This window comes from Nocardia sp. NPDC058176, assembly GCF_042883805.1.
Lineage (GTDB): Bacteria > Actinomycetota > Actinomycetes > Mycobacteriales > Mycobacteriaceae > Nocardia.
Genome location: NZ_JBHVVA010000003.1, coordinates 198,571 through 214,906, shown reverse-complemented (window position 1 = coordinate 214,906; position 16,336 = coordinate 198,571). Strand labels below are relative to the sequence as shown.

12 protein-coding genes and 1 tRNA gene are annotated in these 16,336 nt (G+C 69.5%); 10 read left to right on the top strand and 3 right to left on the bottom strand.

Translation table 11 applies throughout. The annotated features are described in order from the left end of the window. Positions 1 to 167: 167 nt before the first annotated feature. From ACFVVM_RS19065 to ACFVVM_RS19035, 7 genes are all read left to right on the top strand, one after another. The gene (locus tag ACFVVM_RS19065; RefSeq protein WP_387619737.1) at positions 168 to 935 is read left to right on the top strand and encodes a DeoR/GlpR family DNA-binding transcription regulator; all 768 of its coding nucleotides are present in this window, start codon (positions 168 to 170) and stop codon (positions 933 to 935) included. Further along, on the top strand, positions 932 to 1,924 hold the full coding sequence (locus ACFVVM_RS19060; RefSeq protein ID WP_387619734.1) for a 1-phosphofructokinase family hexose kinase: 993 nt from the start codon (positions 932 to 934) through the stop codon (positions 1,922 to 1,924). The genes ACFVVM_RS19065 and ACFVVM_RS19060 overlap by 4 nt, the downstream gene beginning before the upstream one ends. A gap of 280 nt (positions 1,925 to 2,204) precedes the next feature. Next, positions 2,205 to 4,490: a fructose-specific PTS transporter subunit EIIC gene (locus tag ACFVVM_RS19055; protein ID WP_387619733.1), complete on the top strand. Its 2,286-nt coding sequence runs from the start codon at positions 2,205 to 2,207 to the stop codon at positions 4,488 to 4,490. A 25-nt stretch (positions 4,491 to 4,515) separates the two neighbouring features. Then, positions 4,516 to 4,773: an HPr family phosphocarrier protein gene (locus ACFVVM_RS19050; protein ID WP_071929652.1), complete on the top strand. Its 258-nt coding sequence runs from the start codon at positions 4,516 to 4,518 to the stop codon at positions 4,771 to 4,773. A 220-nt stretch (positions 4,774 to 4,993) separates the two neighbouring features. Further along, entirely contained in the window at positions 4,994 to 6,664 is a 1,671-nt protein-coding gene (locus ACFVVM_RS19045) for a hypothetical protein (RefSeq protein WP_387619732.1), read from the top strand. A 75-nt stretch (positions 6,665 to 6,739) separates the two neighbouring features. Continuing rightward, on the top strand, positions 6,740 to 8,242 hold the full coding sequence (locus tag ACFVVM_RS19040) for an MFS transporter (protein ID WP_387619730.1): 1,503 nt from the start codon (positions 6,740 to 6,742) through the stop codon (positions 8,240 to 8,242). Between the two features lie 45 nt (positions 8,243 to 8,287). Beyond that, positions 8,288 to 8,866 carry a TetR/AcrR family transcriptional regulator gene (locus ACFVVM_RS19035; protein ID WP_387619728.1) on the top strand — a complete coding sequence of 193 codons (579 nt, stop codon included), beginning with the start codon at positions 8,288 to 8,290 and terminating at the stop codon, positions 8,864 to 8,866. Positions 8,867 to 8,919: 53 nt separating this feature from the next. Here ACFVVM_RS19035 and ACFVVM_RS19030 read toward each other — a convergent pair. Then, positions 8,920 to 8,993, bottom strand: a tRNA-Met gene (locus ACFVVM_RS19030). Between the two features lie 343 nt (positions 8,994 to 9,336). On the opposite strand from ACFVVM_RS19030, the gene ACFVVM_RS19025 reads away from it, so the two are divergent. Next, positions 9,337 to 9,912, top strand: a complete 576-nt coding sequence (locus ACFVVM_RS19025; RefSeq protein WP_387619725.1) for a transglycosylase family protein — start codon at positions 9,337 to 9,339, stop codon at positions 9,910 to 9,912. Positions 9,913 to 9,982: 70 nt separating this feature from the next. On the opposite strand, the gene ACFVVM_RS19020 is transcribed toward ACFVVM_RS19025, so the two are convergent. After that, positions 9,983 to 12,979 carry a UPF0182 family protein gene (locus ACFVVM_RS19020; RefSeq protein ID WP_387619723.1) on the bottom strand — a complete coding sequence of 999 codons (2,997 nt, stop codon included), beginning with the start codon at positions 12,977 to 12,979 and terminating at the stop codon, positions 9,983 to 9,985. A gap of 155 nt (positions 12,980 to 13,134) precedes the next feature. Here ACFVVM_RS19020 and ACFVVM_RS19015 point away from each other — a divergent pair, with 155 nt between their 5' ends. Continuing rightward, on the top strand, positions 13,135 to 13,713 hold the full coding sequence (locus tag ACFVVM_RS19015) for a PPA1309 family protein (RefSeq protein WP_387619720.1): 579 nt from the start codon (positions 13,135 to 13,137) through the stop codon (positions 13,711 to 13,713). Here ACFVVM_RS19015 and ACFVVM_RS19010 read toward each other — a convergent pair whose 3' ends face one another. Next, positions 13,714 to 14,739, bottom strand: a complete 1,026-nt coding sequence (locus ACFVVM_RS19010; RefSeq protein ID WP_387619717.1) for a PDZ domain-containing protein — start codon at positions 14,737 to 14,739, stop codon at positions 13,714 to 13,716. It abuts the gene before it with no gap. 127 nt (positions 14,740 to 14,866) lie between these two features. On the opposite strand from ACFVVM_RS19010, the gene ACFVVM_RS19005 reads away from it, so the two are divergent. Next, positions 14,867 to 16,276, top strand: a complete 1,410-nt coding sequence (locus ACFVVM_RS19005; RefSeq protein WP_387619714.1) for a zinc-dependent metalloprotease — start codon at positions 14,867 to 14,869, stop codon at positions 16,274 to 16,276. Positions 16,277 to 16,336 lie beyond the last annotated feature (60 nt).

Genomic DNA, 16,336 nt, shown 5'->3' with positions numbered 1-16,336 from the left:
TTCCCTCGTGATACCCACCACCCGCGGCGCGGTCGTGTGACCGCTGGCACCTTTCACCTCGATGCGCTCCGGCAACGATTGTGACTCGGCTCACCAAAACTGATTGACAAAGCAACACAAATGGGCATAAAACAACATATGTAAAGATTTCGTGGACCGGAGGAACCATGTACGCCGAGGAACGACAGCAGGCCATCGCGACCCTCATCGGGCAGCGCGGTCGCGTGTCGGTGGCCGATCTGGCCGACCAGTACGGGGTGACCACCGAGACCGTGCGCCGCGACCTCGCCGTCCTGGACCGGCTCGGCCTCATCCGCCGGGTACACGGCGGGGCGGTCGGCTCCGGCGCGCTCACCACGATCGAACTGGGCACCGTCGAGCGCGACAGCACCCGGGCCGCCGAGAAGGACCGCATCGCCGAACTCGCCCAGCGGTACCTGCCCGATTCCGGCGGCAGCGTGCTGTTCGACGCGGGGACGACGACCGCGCGGGTGGCCGCCGCGATGCCGGCCGATCTGGATCTGGTCGCTGTCAGCAACTCCCTGCCGATCGCCACCCGGCTCACCGGATTCGCCGGGGTGCGGGTGCATCTGCTCGGCGGGCGGGTCCGCGGGGTCACCCAGGCCGCGGTCGGCGCCGAGACGCTGCGCCTGCTCGGCGAACTGCGCGTCGACGTCGCCTTCCTCGGCACCAACGCGCTCACCGTGCGCCACGGCCTGTCCACGCCCGATCCGGAGGAGGCCGCCGTCAAGCGCGCGATGATCGCCGCGGCCGACCGGGTCGTCGTGGTCGCCGACGCGCGCAAGATCGGCCGCGAGGATTTCGTCCGCTTCGGCGATCCCGCCGATATCGACGTCCTGGTCACCGATACCGACATCCCGGCCACCGCGCACGCGGAACTGGTCGCCGAAGGAATCGAGGTGGTGCTCGCATGATCGTGACACTGACCGCCAATCCGAGCGTCGACCGCACAGTCACGCTCACCGAGCCGCTGCGGCGCGGGCAGGTGCTTCGCGCCGAGGGCGCCACCTCGCATCCGGGGGGCAAGGGTGTCAATGTGGCGCGGGTCGTCGCGGCCGGTGGCGGGCCGGTGCTGGCCGTGCTGCCCGGCGCCGACGAGGACCCCGTGGTGACCGGGTTGCGCGAGGCGGGGATCGGGTACCGCACGGTGCCGGTCCCCGGCGAGCCGCGGACCAACCTGACCATCGCCGAGACCGACGGCACGACAACCAAGATCAACGAACCGGGCCGGGCGCTCACCGGGCCGAACCTGGCCGAGCTCACCGCGCTGCTGGTCGAGCTGGCCGCCGATGCCGAGTGGATCGTGCTGTCGGGTTCGCTGCCGCCGGGCGTGCCGGTCGACTGGTATGCCCAGCTCGTCAGCACGCTCTCGGTGCTCGGCGGTGCGACGAACGGACGACGGACCCGGGTGGCGGTCGACACCTCCGATGCGCCGCTGCTCGCCCTGTTCGCCGAATCCCGTGGAGCGGTCCCGGATCTCATCAAACCGAACGCCGAGGAACTGGCCCAGCTCACCGGCCTCGACCCGGTCGCCCTCGAAAACCCCACCGCCGCCGCCGAAGCCGCGACCACCCTGATCGAACGCGGAGTCGGCGCGGTCCTCGCCACGCTCGGCGCGGCCGGCGCGGTCCTGGTCACCGCCGAGGACGCCTGGTTCGCGCCGGCACCGCCGATCGTGCCGCGCAGCACCGTCGGCGCGGGCGATTCGGCCCTGGCCGGTTACCTGCTCGCCGACCTCGCCGGAGCCGGACCGGCGGACCGGCTGCGGCACGCCGTCGCCTACGGCAGCGCCGCCACCGCGCTCCCTGGCACCGGATTGCCAGGACCAGCGGACATCGCGCTCGACGCGGTCACCGCCCAACCCCTACCGAGCACCTCGGTCCAACCGCCCACCCTCTCCTGATCCACACCTGTCCCTCGCCTCCCGAGGCGACCAGCCCACCCGAACCCCACACCTACCGAGCACCACGCCCGACACGCCATTCGCCCGCCTGCCACGCCGACACGAACCGCTACCCGCTCTAAACCGCCGGCCACGCCAGAACCACCCACCACTCGACCTCGACCGCCGCATCCTCCGATAGCCAGCCAGTTCCGCCGCCCCGCTCGGCAGACCCGCAGCTCCACAACCGCTTCCACCCGACCGACACCCTGCTCCGCCCCCACTCCGGAAAGACACGACGATGGCCGATTCGATCATCACCCCCGACCTGATCGCTCTCGACGCCGATCTCGGCACCGACAAGACCTCGGTGATCACCGCGCTCGCGAACCAGCTCGCCGCCGCCGGGCGCGCCACCCAGGCCGCGACGGTGGCCGAGGCCGCCCTGACCAGGGAGGCGCAATCGGCGACCGGCCTGCCCGGCGGCATCGCCATCCCGCACTGCCGATCGGCCGCCGTCACCACCGCGTCGCTGGCCTTCGCCCGCCTCGCCCCCGCCGTCGACTTCGGCGCCCCGGACGGCCCCGCCGACCTGGTCTTCCTGATCGCCGCACCGGAGGGCGCGGGCGCCGAACACATGAAGCTGCTGTCGTCCTTGGCCCGCGCCCTGGTCCGCCCCGCCTTCGTCGCCGATCTCCGCGCCGCCGCCACCCCGGCCGACGTGGTCGCCCTCGTCGACGGCGTCATCAATCCCGCGCCTCCGGCGGCCGGGTCGACAGCATCCACAGGCACACCGCCGGGCGCAGTGCCCCCTGCTGCCGGTGGAGGTGAGGCGGGTGGCGCGCCCTCGGGTACCGGGACCACGGCCGGCGCCAGTGCAACCGCCGGTGCCGATGCAAGTGGTAGTGGCGGAGCGCCCGCCGGTTCGACGGCAGGTAGCGCCTCGTCCGGTGCCGACACGGCCGCCGGTCGCGGTTCCGCCGGAGGTGCAGCGGCCGCGAGTGGGGTGGCTGCGGGCAGCGCGGCGACCTCCGGCGGTCTTGCGAAACCCGGAGACGCCGCGCCCGGCAGCGCGGGATCGGCCGACGCCGGAACTCCCCCGGCACCACAGGGTTCCGGCCCGCGACGCAAGATCGTCGCCGTCACCGCCTGTCCGACCGGCATCGCCCACACCTACATGGCCGCCGATTCCCTCACTGCCGCAGGCGAGCGCGCCGGAGTCGACGTGGCGGTCGAGACGCAAGGTTCCAGCGGCGGCGACAAGCTCGATCCGGCCACCATCGCCGGGGCCGACGCCGTCATCTTCGCCACCGATGTCGGTGTGAAGGACCGCGAGAGATTCGCGGGCAAACCGGTCGTCGAATCCGGCGTCAAACGCGCCATCAACGAACCCGACACGATGATCGCCGAGGCACTCACCGCGAGCACGACGCCCGGCGCGGCCACGGTCGGCGGCACCGTACCGGCGCCCGGACAGGCGGCCAAGGGGATCGGCTGGGGTACCCGCCTGCGCCAGATCCTGCTCACCGGCGTCAGTTACATGATCCCGTTCGTCGCCGCGGGCGGCCTGCTGATCGCCCTGAGCTTCCTGCTCGGCGGCTACACGATCTCCGACAACGCCGGCTCGATCGTGCTCGACAACTCGATCACCGATCTGCCCGATGGCGGCCTGAAAATCTATCTCGGCGCGGTGCTCTTCCAGATCGGCTCACTCGCCTTCAGCTTCCTGGTCCCGGCCCTGGCCGGGTACATCGCCTTCGCGATCGCCGACCGCCCCGGTCTGGCACCGGGTTTCACCGCGGGTGCCATCGCGGTGTTCGTCGGCGCCGGATTCCTGGGCGGCCTCGTCGGCGGTCTGATCGCCGGATTCGCGGCACTGTGGGTCGGCAAGCTGCCGGTGCCGGTGTGGGCGCGGGGGCTCATGCCGGTGGTGGTGATTCCGCTGCTGGGATCGCTGATCGTCGGCGTCGTGATGTTCGTGCTGCTCGGCAAGCCGCTCGCCGCGGTGACCAACGGACTCACCGACTGGCTCAACGGCCTGTCCGGCACCTCCGCGGTCGCGCTCGGTGTCATCCTGGGCGTGATGATGTGCTTCGACCTGGGCGGGCCCGTCAACAAGGCCGCCTACGCGTTCGCCGTGGCCGGACTGTCGGTGAACGACCCCGCGACCCTGCGGATCATGGCCGCGGTGATGGCGGCCGGCATGGTGCCGCCGCTGGCGATGGCACTGTCGACCCTCGTGCGGCCGCGCCTCTACACCGACGCCGAACGCGAGAACGGCAAGGCCGCCTGGCTGCTTGGCGCCTCGTTCATCTCCGAGGGCGCGATCCCGTTCGCCGCCGCCGACCCGCTGCGCGTCCTGCCGTCGATGATGGTCGGCGGCGCGGTCACCGGCGGCCTGGTGATGGCGACGCAGGTGACACTGAGCGCACCGCACGGCGGCATCTTCGTCTTCTTCGCCATCGGGCACCTCGGCTGGTTCATCGTGTCCCTGGCCGCGGGCACCGTCGTGGCCGCCCTCTGCGTCACCGTCGCCAAGGAACTCACCCGCAAGCCGACGCCCCAACCCGTCCTCACCACCGCGTAATCCACTCGCACACAAGGAGATATCCATGGCAAGCACCACCGTCACCGTCGGCTCCTCGGTCGGCCTGCACGCCCGGCCCGCCGCCCTGATCGCCGAGGCCGTCGGCGCGGCGGGCGTCCCGGTCACCATCGCCGTCGTCGGCGGCGACCCCGTCGACGCCGGCTCGGCCCTGATGATCATGACCCTCGGCGCCGCCCAGGGCGCCGAGGTCGTCATCACCAGCGACGACCAACCCACCCTCGACAAGATCGCCGAACTCGTCGCCAGCGACCTCGACGCCTGAGCGACACCCGACGAAGCCTCCCGTGATCGCGGGGGGCTTCGTCGTGTTCGACGGCCGACCTGTCGGCCGGTGCTGGTACGGTTCCACCCGTCCCGGCGGCCTCGTGCGCCGTTCCCGGACCGAGCTCCCTGTGTTCACCGGGGTGAGTCCACCCCACATCGTTGCGCGTTGCCCGTGATTCCGGGTGTCGAAGCCCGGTGGACGAAAGGTGTGATCGCTGATGCGTCGAGGCTGGTCCGGAATGGTGGCGACGGCGCTCGCCGTGGCGACGGTGGCCGCGAGCGCACCGGCGACGGCCGACGAGTGGTGGCCCTTCGGCGTCCTGCCCGAGCCGCTGAGCTGCGCCGCGTTGACCCTGCCCGGTCGCGCGGGCGCCTGGCCGCTGCCGATGCACTTCCCGAATGTCGGCATCGGCCTGCTGACCATGCCGTTCGCCCCGCCCGAGGTCGCGCGGCGACTGCCAGCCAGGATCGAATTGCGCACCCCGCAGGGCGGTTTCAACGAGGCGTGGCAGTACGCCCTGCTGGACGGGAACCTGTATGTGAAGGCCTTCGCCGGGGAGTCCGGGTGGCGGATCGCGCCGCTGCCGAACTGTCTGCGCGGGCACATCTCGGCCATCTCGGTGGATCGCAGCAGGCTGGTCGCCGTGGTGCCGGGCGGGCGGGTGTTCACGATGGACCTCGCCGATCAGACACCCGAACTGTGGTGGTGGACGGCGCGTTTCGGCTCCCCGATCTGGCTCGATCCGACCGGCACGCAGGTCAGGCCCGCCTCGCGCGCCTGGAGTCTGTCGTGGCTGGATCCGGAATACGTCGAGCTGATTCCCTTCCGTCAGCAGGGATTCTGGACCGACCCGGCGGGCAAACAGCAGCCGGTCGGCGGCGCCGGGGTCACCACAGTGTTCGTGCTCTCCCCCGACGGCAATCGCATCGTGATCCTCGACCCCTGGTTGCCGGGCAGCGATCCGCTGCGCCCGTTCGAACCCGAGTTCGCCGACGACTACAGCTACGAGCTGCCCGGCCCGCTCGACGGTCGTTTCCAGGCGATCAATCTGAGCGCGTCGGGATCGCAGACCTTCCTGATCAACGAGTACGGCGACATGTACACCCGGCTCTGGGATTTCGACATCTCCGGCGCCGACACCCTGTTCTTCTCCTATACCTACGGCGACACCCCCGACCTGGCCGAGGCACCGACGAATTTCGACGCCTGGGTGGGCCAATTCGAATTCCTGCGCCCGTTCTTCCCGCAGTACACCGGAATTCATCTGCCGCCGCCGGATTGGGTGCGCCAGCCCAAGATTCCCGGCGAGATCACCTCGACGATCTCCATCCACACCACCGGGGGCCGTTCCGAACAGCGCGAGCTGCGCGTGGAGGGCCGCCGCGACGGACGAACCGGCTTCTGGCACAAGGCCATCGACGCCGACGACTGGGCCTTCGCCGCCGACGACCGCCCGCTCACCGCCGACGTTCTCGACAATCGCCCCGGCGACACCTCGACGCTGACCCTGGTCCCACCGACCGGCGTGCACTACGACCACCGCGATCCGGCGGGCTGGACGATGAGCCTGCGCGACTACGACTACGCCGACGACAACATGGCAGTCCGCGTCTGCGCCGACGACGGCGCCTGCACCGACCTGAGCCTGTTCCTGGCGAGCACCCCTCGTTTCGGCTGGCAGCCCGAGGGCCTGTCCGACACCGCGCGGATCTACCACGGCATCCTGCAGTCCCGGGAACCGGAGTGGAACACCCTCTCCCCCGCCCTGCGCACCCTCGTCGAGTCGATCACCGGCGACGATCGCGCGGCCAACGTGATGGCGACATCGAACACCGGCGAGTTCACCCTGCGCACCACGGAGGGCTTCCAGGTCACCCTCCGCCGCTGAGCCGAATATATTTGTACGATGGTTCTACTTGTACTATCGTACAAATAGATTGTTGCGGCGAGGCGGGAGTTGTCGATGCGTGCGGAAGCCAGACAGTGGGCGGGACTGGGACTGTTGGCATTGCCGACGGTGCTGCTGGGACTCGATGTGACGGTGCTCTATCTCGTCGCACCGAGCATGGCGGCCGACCTCGCGCCGTCGGGGACACAACTGCTGTGGATCATGGACGCCTACGGCTTCTTCATCGCCGGTCTGCTGATCACCATGGGCACCCTCGGTGATCGGATCGGCCGGCGTCGACTCCTGATGATCGGCATGATCGCCTTCGCGGCCGCCTCGGTCCTCGCCGCGTTCGCGCCGACGGCCGAATCGCTGATTCTCGCGCGCGCCCTGCTCGGGGTCGCCGGTGCGACGCTGATGCCGTCGACGCTGTCGCTGATCTCGAACATGTTCCCCGACGCTCGCGAGCGCGCGGTGGCGATCGGGGTGTGGGCCACGATGTTCGCCCTCGGCATGGCGGCCGGGCCGATCGTGGGCGGGCTGCTGGTCGATGCCTTCTGGTGGGGCGCCGCGTTCCTGCTCGCGGTGCCCGTCGCGGTCGTCGTCCTCCTCGGCGCTCGGACCCTGCTGCCGGAGTACGCCGATCCCGCGGCGGGCCGGCTCGACCTGGTCAGCGTGGGTTTGTCCCTGGTGTCGATCCTGCCGCTGATCTACGCGATCAAACATCTCGCCGTCGACGGGGTCGGCGGGCAATCCGTGCTGCTCGTCGTGGTCGGTGTCGTGGGTGGCGTGCTGTTCGTGCGCCGTCAACGCCGACTGAGCGACCCTCTGCTCGACCTGTCACTGTTCGCGAACAAGGCCTTCACCGTGGCTCTGCTCGTGCTGCTGATCGGGTTGGTCGGCGTCGGCGGTTCGATGTACCTGGTCACCCAGTACCTACAGCTCGTCGAGGGCCTCACACCGTTCACCGCGGGCCTGTGGATGGGACCGCCCGCGCTGGCCATGTTCGCCGCCGCGGTCGGCGCGCCCGTACTCGCCCGGCGCATCCGCCCCGGCTACCTCATGGGTGCCACCCTCGGGCTCTCGCTGGCCGGTTACGGCCTGCTCGCGACGGCCGGACTCGACGACCAGGTACCCGTGGCGATCGGATTCGCGTTCGTCTACCTCGGGCTGGGCGCCATCGCGGCTCTCGGCACCGACATCGTCGTCGGCGCGGCTCCGGCGGCGAAATCCGGTTCGGCCGCCTCGATGTCGGAGACGGTCCAGGAGCTCGGCATCGCCGTTGGCGTCGCACTGCTCGGCAGCCTCACCGCCGCGGTCTATCGCGCCCGGATCACCGTGCCCGCGGGACTCTCGCCGGAATCGACCGCCGCGCTCGATGACAGCCTCGGCGCGACGATCGCCGGTGACCTGCCGGAACCGGCCGTGCAGGCGGCGCGGCTGGCCTTCACCACCGGAATGAACGTGGCCGCCCTGGTCGCCGGCGTCGCCATCGCCGTGGCGACCGTGCTGTGTTTGCGCATGCTTCGCCATGTCCCGCCGCTCGGCCGCGAGCAGAAGGACAGCGTCGGCGTGTGACCATGGTCGGACACCGTTCGTGGAGTCAGCGCTGAGGAGAGACGCATGGTCGACGACGACTTCGATGAGCACGTCGACGGACGCCGGGTGCGCGGCGAGCGGCGCCGCGCCGAGATCATCGACGCGACCCTGGCCGTTGTCACGCGCGACGGCGCGGCCGGGGTCACCCACCGCACCGTCGCGAAGCAGGCGGGCATCACCACTTCCCTGAGCACCTACTACTTCGCCACCCTCGACGAGCTGATGGTCGCCGCCTTGACCAGCGTCGCCGACGGCTACACCGCCCGGATCCGCGCGATCATCGACGGCGACGGTGACAAGCTGGCCGGCCTGGCCGCACTGATCGCCGAAAGCGGCGGCCCCGGCCGGGATCGCGCCCTCGCCGAACGCGAACTGGCCACGATGGCGGCCCGCAGGCCCGCCCTGCGCCCGGTCGCGCGGCGATGGCGGGAGAACATCGCCGAGTTGGGCGCCACGCTCACCGACGATCCGCGGGCCATCGCGGCGCTGGTGGCCGCCTCGGACGGGCTGTGCACGGCGATCCTGCTCGACAACGGACCCGCCGACGTCGAGCACCTACGCGCGGTCCTCGGTCTGGCCGTCGCGGGCCGACCGGTGCCATAGGACCTGGACAATGAAGAAGGCCCGGAACCTGGTGGTTCCGGGCCTTCGCTTTGTAGCGGGGACAGGATTTGAACCTGCGACCTCTGGGTTATGAGCCCAGCGAGCTACCGAGCTGCTCCACCCCGCGTCGGTGAATACAACATTACACACGGGTTAGCGTGGATGCCAAATCGCCAGGTCAACACCGATTTTCGGGCCAGGTTCGCCGATCTTCGGCACGGCAGCGTCACAGAAATGTGAGGTGAGACACACTTATGGTGAACGTTGAGCTATGGGTCCGAATTCCAGTGAGCGGGGTCACTATTTCGGCGTGATCTCACGCACATAACGACCAGATAACAGACCGACCGGGATCTATGAATTACCCAAGGGTACCCGGCATAAACATCGAAAAGACGCCTGTTCCGTTCATAGAATCGACCCGTTATCAAGATGTGATCGTCATGGATTTGTTGGTTAGCGTCTCCCCCATGACTGAAACCCGGAAATTCCGCACCCGTGCTCTTGGCGTCGCCGCCATCACCGGCGCCCTGGTTGCCGTTCCGTTCAGCCTGGCCACCGGCACCGCGTCCGCCGCGAACTACGACTGGGACGGCGTCGCCCAGTGTGAGAGCGGTGGCAACTGGAACATCAACACCGGCAACGGCTACTACGGCGGCCTGCAGTTCTCACCGAGCACCTGGGCCGCCAACGGTGGGCAGGGTTCGGCGCACACCGCCAGCAAGGAAGAGCAGATCCGCGTCGCGGAGAACGTCCTCAACACCCAGGGCGTCGGCGCGTGGCCGCACTGCGGCCAGTACCTGCGGGCGGGCAAGTCCGAGCCCGCCCCGGCGCCGGTCGAGGAGCCCGCCGTCGAACTGCCCGCCGAGGCCCCCGCCCCCGTGCAGACCGCGGTGCAGCAGGCCGAGGCCGCCGCTCGCGCGCTCGCCGAGCAGCACGGTCTGGAACAGCAGTACGCGGAACTGGTCAAGGCGGCCACCCCGCTGGTCGCGGTCGCGGCCCCGCTGGTCGACGGCTCGCCGCTGCTCACCTCGCTGGGCCAGTAAGAAACCATCTCTCCCCCTGCACGCGAAAGGCCCCGCCGTCCGGCGGGGCCTTTCGTGTGTTCGGTGGCGGTTACCCGCCGTTGGCGTCCTGGTACGCCTGCACGGCCTTGTCCAGTTCGTCGAGCGCCCTACCGAATTCGGTGAAGTTGCCCGACTGCATCGCCGTGCGCACCGCCTCGATCTTGCGATCGAGCTCGGCGGCCGCGGCCTCCGCACCGGTCCCACCGGTCACCGGAGGCGGCGTGACGCCCGGCCGGCCGGTCCCGTCGTCCGGCGGGGTGGTGGCGGTGCCCTGATCCACCGGCGGCGTGGCTCCGCCGCCCGGCTTCGGCTTCACCGCCGGATCACCACCGGACGGAGTCGCCAGCGCACCGGCACCCGGCATCACCTGGTTGAGCGCTTCGGCCAGCGTCGGCGCGTAGCCGACCTTCACGCTGCCCGCCGCGTCGCGGTAGCTCACCAGCACGCGCAGCAGCTGCGGGAACGTCGAGGAACCGGTGTTGCGCTCGTTGTAGAACGGCTCGACATAGAGGATGCCGCCATCGGCCACCGGCAGGGTGAGCAGATTGCCGTAGCGGATCTTGTTCGAGTTCGAGAGCAGGGTTTTCTCGCGGGACACCGCGTCGGCGGTGGTCATCGAGTTCTGTGTCTGCTGCGGACCCTGGGTCTGCGTCTCGACCGGCAGCTGCTTCACGGTGAACTTGCCGTACCCGTCCGGGTCGGAGCGCACCGAGATGTAGGCGGAGAGGAACTGCCTGTTGTAGCCGACCATCGCCGAGGTCAGGTTGAACACCGGCTTGTTCGTGGCCGGATCACCCAGCAGCACGTAGTACGGCGGTTGGTTGAACGTGCCGCCCTCGATCGTCGGATCGCTGGGCACCGACCAGAACGCGTTGTTGGTGAAGAACTCACGCGGGTTGTCCACGTGGTACTTGGTGAGCATGTCGCGCTGGACCTTGAACAGGTCCTCCGGGTAGCGGAAGTGCGAGCGCAGCTCGTCGGAGATCTCGCTCTGGTCCTTCACCGCGTCCGGGAACACCCCGCGCCAGGCCTTGAGCACCGGGTCGGTGGTGTCGGTCTCGTACAGGGTGACGGTGCCGTCGTAGGCGTCGACGGTGGCCTTCACCGAGTTGCGGATGTAGCTGACCTCCTTGCGCGGGATGACCCGGCCGGTCCGCTGATCGATGCTGTCCTCGACCGCGCCGTCGAGCGAGGTCCGCTGGGCGTAGGGGTACTTGTCCAGCGTGGTGTAGGCGTCGACGATCCAGACGATGCGCTGGTCGACGACCGCCGGGTAGGCGTTGCCGTCGGTGGTCAGCCAGGGCGCGACCTTCTGCACCCGGTCGCGCGGACCGCGGTTGAACAGGATCTTGGAGTCCGCGCTGATCGCCGAGGAGAACAGGATGTTGCGCTCGGCGTACTTGGCCGCGAAGGCCAGCCGGTTGAACCAGTTGCCGATCGGCACACCACCGCTGCCGCTGTAGGTGTACTGCGCGGTGTCGGAGTCGTACTCGCGCGGTGCCTGGCCCTCGGCGGTACCGACGATGGCGTAGTCGGGATCGGTCTGCGCGATCAGCTCGCCGTAGTAGATGCGCGGCTGCTCGACCTTGATCTGCTGGTCGTCGATGTCGGTGAACAGGTCGCTCACCATGAACAGCGGATAACCGGAGTCACTGCCGCCCGCGGCGCTCTGGGCGTCGGACTGCGGCTTGTTCACCCGGTTGGCGGGCGCGGCGACGAAGCCGTTGCCGTGGGTGTAGACGGTGTGCTGGTTGATCCAGTCCTTCTGGTTGCCCGAGAGCGCGGCAGGCTGCAGCTCACGCGCGGCGACGATGTAGTCCTGGACGTCACCGTTGAGGTTGTAGCGGTCGATGTCGAGGGCCTCGGGGAAGCCGTAGAAGTTCTTGCGCTGCTGGAGCTGGGTGAACGTGGCGGAGAGGATGTTCGGGTCGAGCAGTCGGGCGTTGCCGATGGTGGCCGCGTCGGCGGGCACGTCCAGCGGGCTCTTGCTGCTCTCGCCCTTGTAGGGCTCGTACTCGACCTTGTCGTCGGTTATCCCGAACGCCTGGCGGGTGGCCAGGATGTTGCGTTCGATGTAGGGACTCTCCTTCTCGGCCGCGTTGGGTCGCACCGAGAACTGCTCGACCACCATCGGCCACACCGCGCCGACCAGGATCGACGACAGCACCAGCAGCGCCGCCGCCATCGCGGGCACCCGCAGATCGCGCAGCACGATCCCGGCGAAGAACGCGACCGCGCAGATCACCGCGATCGAGAGCAGGATCAGTTTGGCGGGCAGCACCGCGTTGATGTCGGTGAACGACGGGCCGCCGAAGGTGGGTTCCTTGCGGGTGCTCGACAACAGGTCGTAGCGGTCGAACCAGTAGGCGACCGCCTTGAGCAACACGAAGACACCGGCCAGGATCGCGAGCTGCACCCGCGCGGCCCGGGTGAGGGTGCCCTCGCGCCCGGCCAGACGCAGGCCACCGAAGACGTAGTGGGTCACCAGGTTCGCGAAGAACGCGATCACCACGGCGACGAACAGCCAGTTCAGCACCATCCGGTAGAACGGCAGATCGAAGGCGTAGAAACCGACGTCGAGATGGAACTGCGGGTCCTGCTCGCCGAACTCACCGCCGTGCAGGAACATCTGCAGCGTGGCCCAATTCGCCTGGGCGACCAGCCCGGACAGCAGACCCAGCAGCACCGGGATGCCGATGCCGAACACCCGCAGCTTGCTCATCACGGTGGTGCGGTAGCGCGCGATCGGATCGTTGGGCCCGGCGATCGGCACGAACACCGGCCGCGACCGGTAGGCCAGCAGCAGCGCCGCCCACACGACCAGGCCGATGAACAGCGCGACGACGACGAACAGGATCAGCCGCGTGCGCAACACACCCAGATACACACTGCGATAACCGACCTCGCCGAACCACAACCAGTTCGTGTACGCGTCGGTGAATCGGGGCCCGAGCAACAGCAGCGCCGCGAGGACGACTGCTGTCACCAGCAGCACACGGCTGCGTCGGGACAGGGAAGGTAAGCCGGTGGGGGGCCGCATGCCCACGGTGCCACTCTCCAGGGTCCGGCGGCTACCACGCCGTTGATCGGCGCAGACACCGCAGTCCGATGTTCCATGGTCCGGATTCGGACCGTTGGCGCCCACTCTACGGAAATCGGACACTGTGCAAGCGGCGGGGCCGAAAATGATTGGATGGACGAGTGACCGATGACCAGCACGCCGAAGTCGTCCTCGCCCGCTGTGTGCGCGAGGTCGTCGAGTTCGCCGACGCCGAGGGATGGGGCAATCCGCCGCAGATGTTCGCGTTGGTTCCCACCGCTGACCTGGTCGCGGCCGAACCCGGGCTGCTCGATCAACTCGACGACGGCAACGAGCTCACCCCCATCGCCCAGGACGCCTTCCCCGACGACATCGCCGGCGGTTCGATGGCGATGGACGAGTTCCTCGCGACCACCACCTGGCCGCCCGCGGTCGAAGGATGCGTGCTGGTCCAGGAGATCGTGGTGCTGCCGCCGGACGCCGAGAGCGATCTGGACGAGGCGCTGGTTCCGCTGCTCGCCGACGACGACGCCGCCGACGCGGCCGGGCGCGCCGCGGCGCACGCCCATCCCGGCCGCCGCGACGCCCGCCTCATCGCGGGCGTGCTGCGCCACGGCACGGCGCTGTGCCTGCTGCAGATCCGGCCCGACGACGACGACGGCTTCGGCGAGCTCGACCTGCGCACCTACCCCAACCTGGCGCCCGGCCTTGTCGAGGCCCTGCACCACACGCTGGAGTGATCAGCCGCAGCTGACAGCCTCTCGGCCGGCGTCGATGTCGGACAGCGAGGTGATGGCGCTGTCGAGGGTGTCGACCTTCACCAGCCGCAGGCCCTCCGGCACGCGCTGCCGGGCCTCGTTGCAGTTGTCCGCGGGGACGAGGAAGGTCTCCGCGCCCGCCTCGCGCGCGGCGATCATCTTGTACTGGATACCGCCGATCGGGCCGACCTTGCCCTCCTGATCGATGGTGCCGGTGCCCGCGACGAACCGACCGCCGTTGAGTTCGCCGGGCGAGAGCTTGTCGATCAGCGCGAGGCTGAACATCAGCCCGGCCGAGGGTCCGCCGATGTCGGCGAGGTTGAACTCGACCTGCAGCGGCGGCCTGCCACCTTCGCCCGGGGTGAGGCCGAGGTAGCCCTTGGCCGGGTCGTCGGGGCGGGCGGCGAGGGTGATCGGGGCGGTCTGCTCGGCGTCACCACGGCGGTAGACGACCGAGATGGTGGTGCCGGGGGCCTTGGTGGCGACGATGTCGACGACATCCTTGGGCGTGGTGATCGGCGTGCCATCGATGCTGATCAGTTCGTCACCCTCGGCCAGGACGTCCTTGGCCGGGCCTTCGTCCCCGATGCCGCGCACCAGCACCACGGTCGGCAGCTTCAGGAAGTGCAGCGCGGCGACCTCGGCATTGCTCTCGGAGTCCTTGAAGTCCTGCTGATTGGACTTGTCGACCTCCTCGCGCGACACGCCGGGCGGGTACACCTCGGCGCGCGGCACGAGGCCGTGCTCACCGCTGACCCAGAACCCGAACGCCTCGAACAGGTTGAGGCCGTCGCGCACCGAGACGGTGGTCATGTTGAGCTGGCCGGTCGTCGGATCCACCGGCGCTCCGGTGACATCGACCACCTCCTTGCCATCGACCTGGCCGAGGGTGTCGAAGGTCGGGCCGGGCCCGAGCGCGACGAACGGCACGGTGACCACGCTGCCGACCACGCCGAGCACGAGCACGGGAACCAGGGCGACGATCAGGGTGAGGATCCGACGATTCACTCCGACCACAGTAGTGATCAGGTGCCGTGACCGACCGCAGTGGCACGCATTTGCGCCGCGGGTGATGTCGGCGATTTCGCGATGCGCGAACACCGAGGACCCGGTGGTCCCGCGTAACGTTAGAGGTATGAGCGATCTCCCCTTCGGCTTCTCGAACCGCGACGACGACGAGTCCGGCAAGCGTCGCGACGAGGCGAACGGACCCGGCGGAACCGATCCGTTCGGTTTCGGTGCGGGTGGCGCGGGCGGTTTCGATCCCTCGCAGCTGGGTCAGATGCTGACTCAGCTCGGGCAGATGATCAGCGGCATGGGCCAGGGCATGGGTCCGGGCGGCGCGCAGGCGGGCCCGGTCAACTACGACGTGGCCAAGCGGCTGGCCCGCCAGCAGCTCGGCGCCACCGTCGCCCCGATCGCCGCGCGCACGACCACCGCGGTGGTCGACGCCGCGCACCTGGCCGAGCTGTGGCTCGACGGCGCCACCGTGCTGCCCGCAGGCGCCACCAAGACCGTCGCCTGGACCCCCAACGACTGGATCGAAGAGACCCTGCCCACCTGGAAGCGGCTCTGCGATCCGGTGGCCGAACAGATCTCGGGCATGTGGACCGCGCAGCTGCCCGAGGAGGCCAAGCAGTTCGCCGGGCCGATGGTCGGCATGCTCGGGCAGATGGGCGGGCTCGCCTTCGGTTCTCAGCTCGGTCAGGCGCTCGGTCAGCTCGCCAAGGAGGTGCTGACCTCCACCGACATCGGTCTGCCGCTGGGCCCGGCCGGTACCGCCGCGCTGCTGCCGACCGCGATCTCGGCGTTCAGCGAGGGTCTCGAGCAGCCCGAGAGCGAGATCATGGTCTTCCTGGCGGCCCGTGAGGCCGCCCATCAGCGCCTGTTCGCCCATGTCCCGTGGCTGCGCCCGCAGGTGCTCGGCGCGGTCGAGGACTACGCGCGCGGGATCAAGATGGACTTCTCCACGCTGGAGGAAGCCGCGCAGAACATCGACCCGATGTCGCTGAGCGATCCGTCCAAGCTCGAGGAACTGCTCTCCCAGGGCACCTTCGAACCACAGACCACCCCCGAGCAGAAGGCCGCGCTCGAGCGGCTGGAGACGCTGCTCGCGCTGATCGAGGGCTGGGTCGACGTCGTGGTCATCGATGCCGTCGGCGAGCGGCTGCCCGGCGCGAGCGCGCTGTCGGAGACGCTGCGCCGCCGCCGCGCGACCGGCGGCCCGGCCGAGCAGACCTTCGCGACCCTGGTCGGTCTGGAGCTGCGGCCGCGCAAGGTTCGCGAGGCCTCGGCGCTGTGGCGGCGGCTGAGCACCGACGCGGGCATGGAGCAGCGTGACGGCGTGTGGGCGCATCCGGATCTGCTGCCCGATTCCAGCGACCTCGATTCCCCCGCCGGGTTCATCGACTCCGTGATCGGTGGTGGCACCGGCGCTTTCGACGATCCGCTGGCCCAGCTCGCCGAGACCGAGGCCCGCGAACGCGACGAGCGCGGCAAGTCCGGCCCGGACTCCGACCCGGATACCGGCACCGACCGCCCCTGATCCACCGTGTCCAGCACGGTCGGTGAGAAATCGCGGATCGTGGTGCGCGACACGCTGACA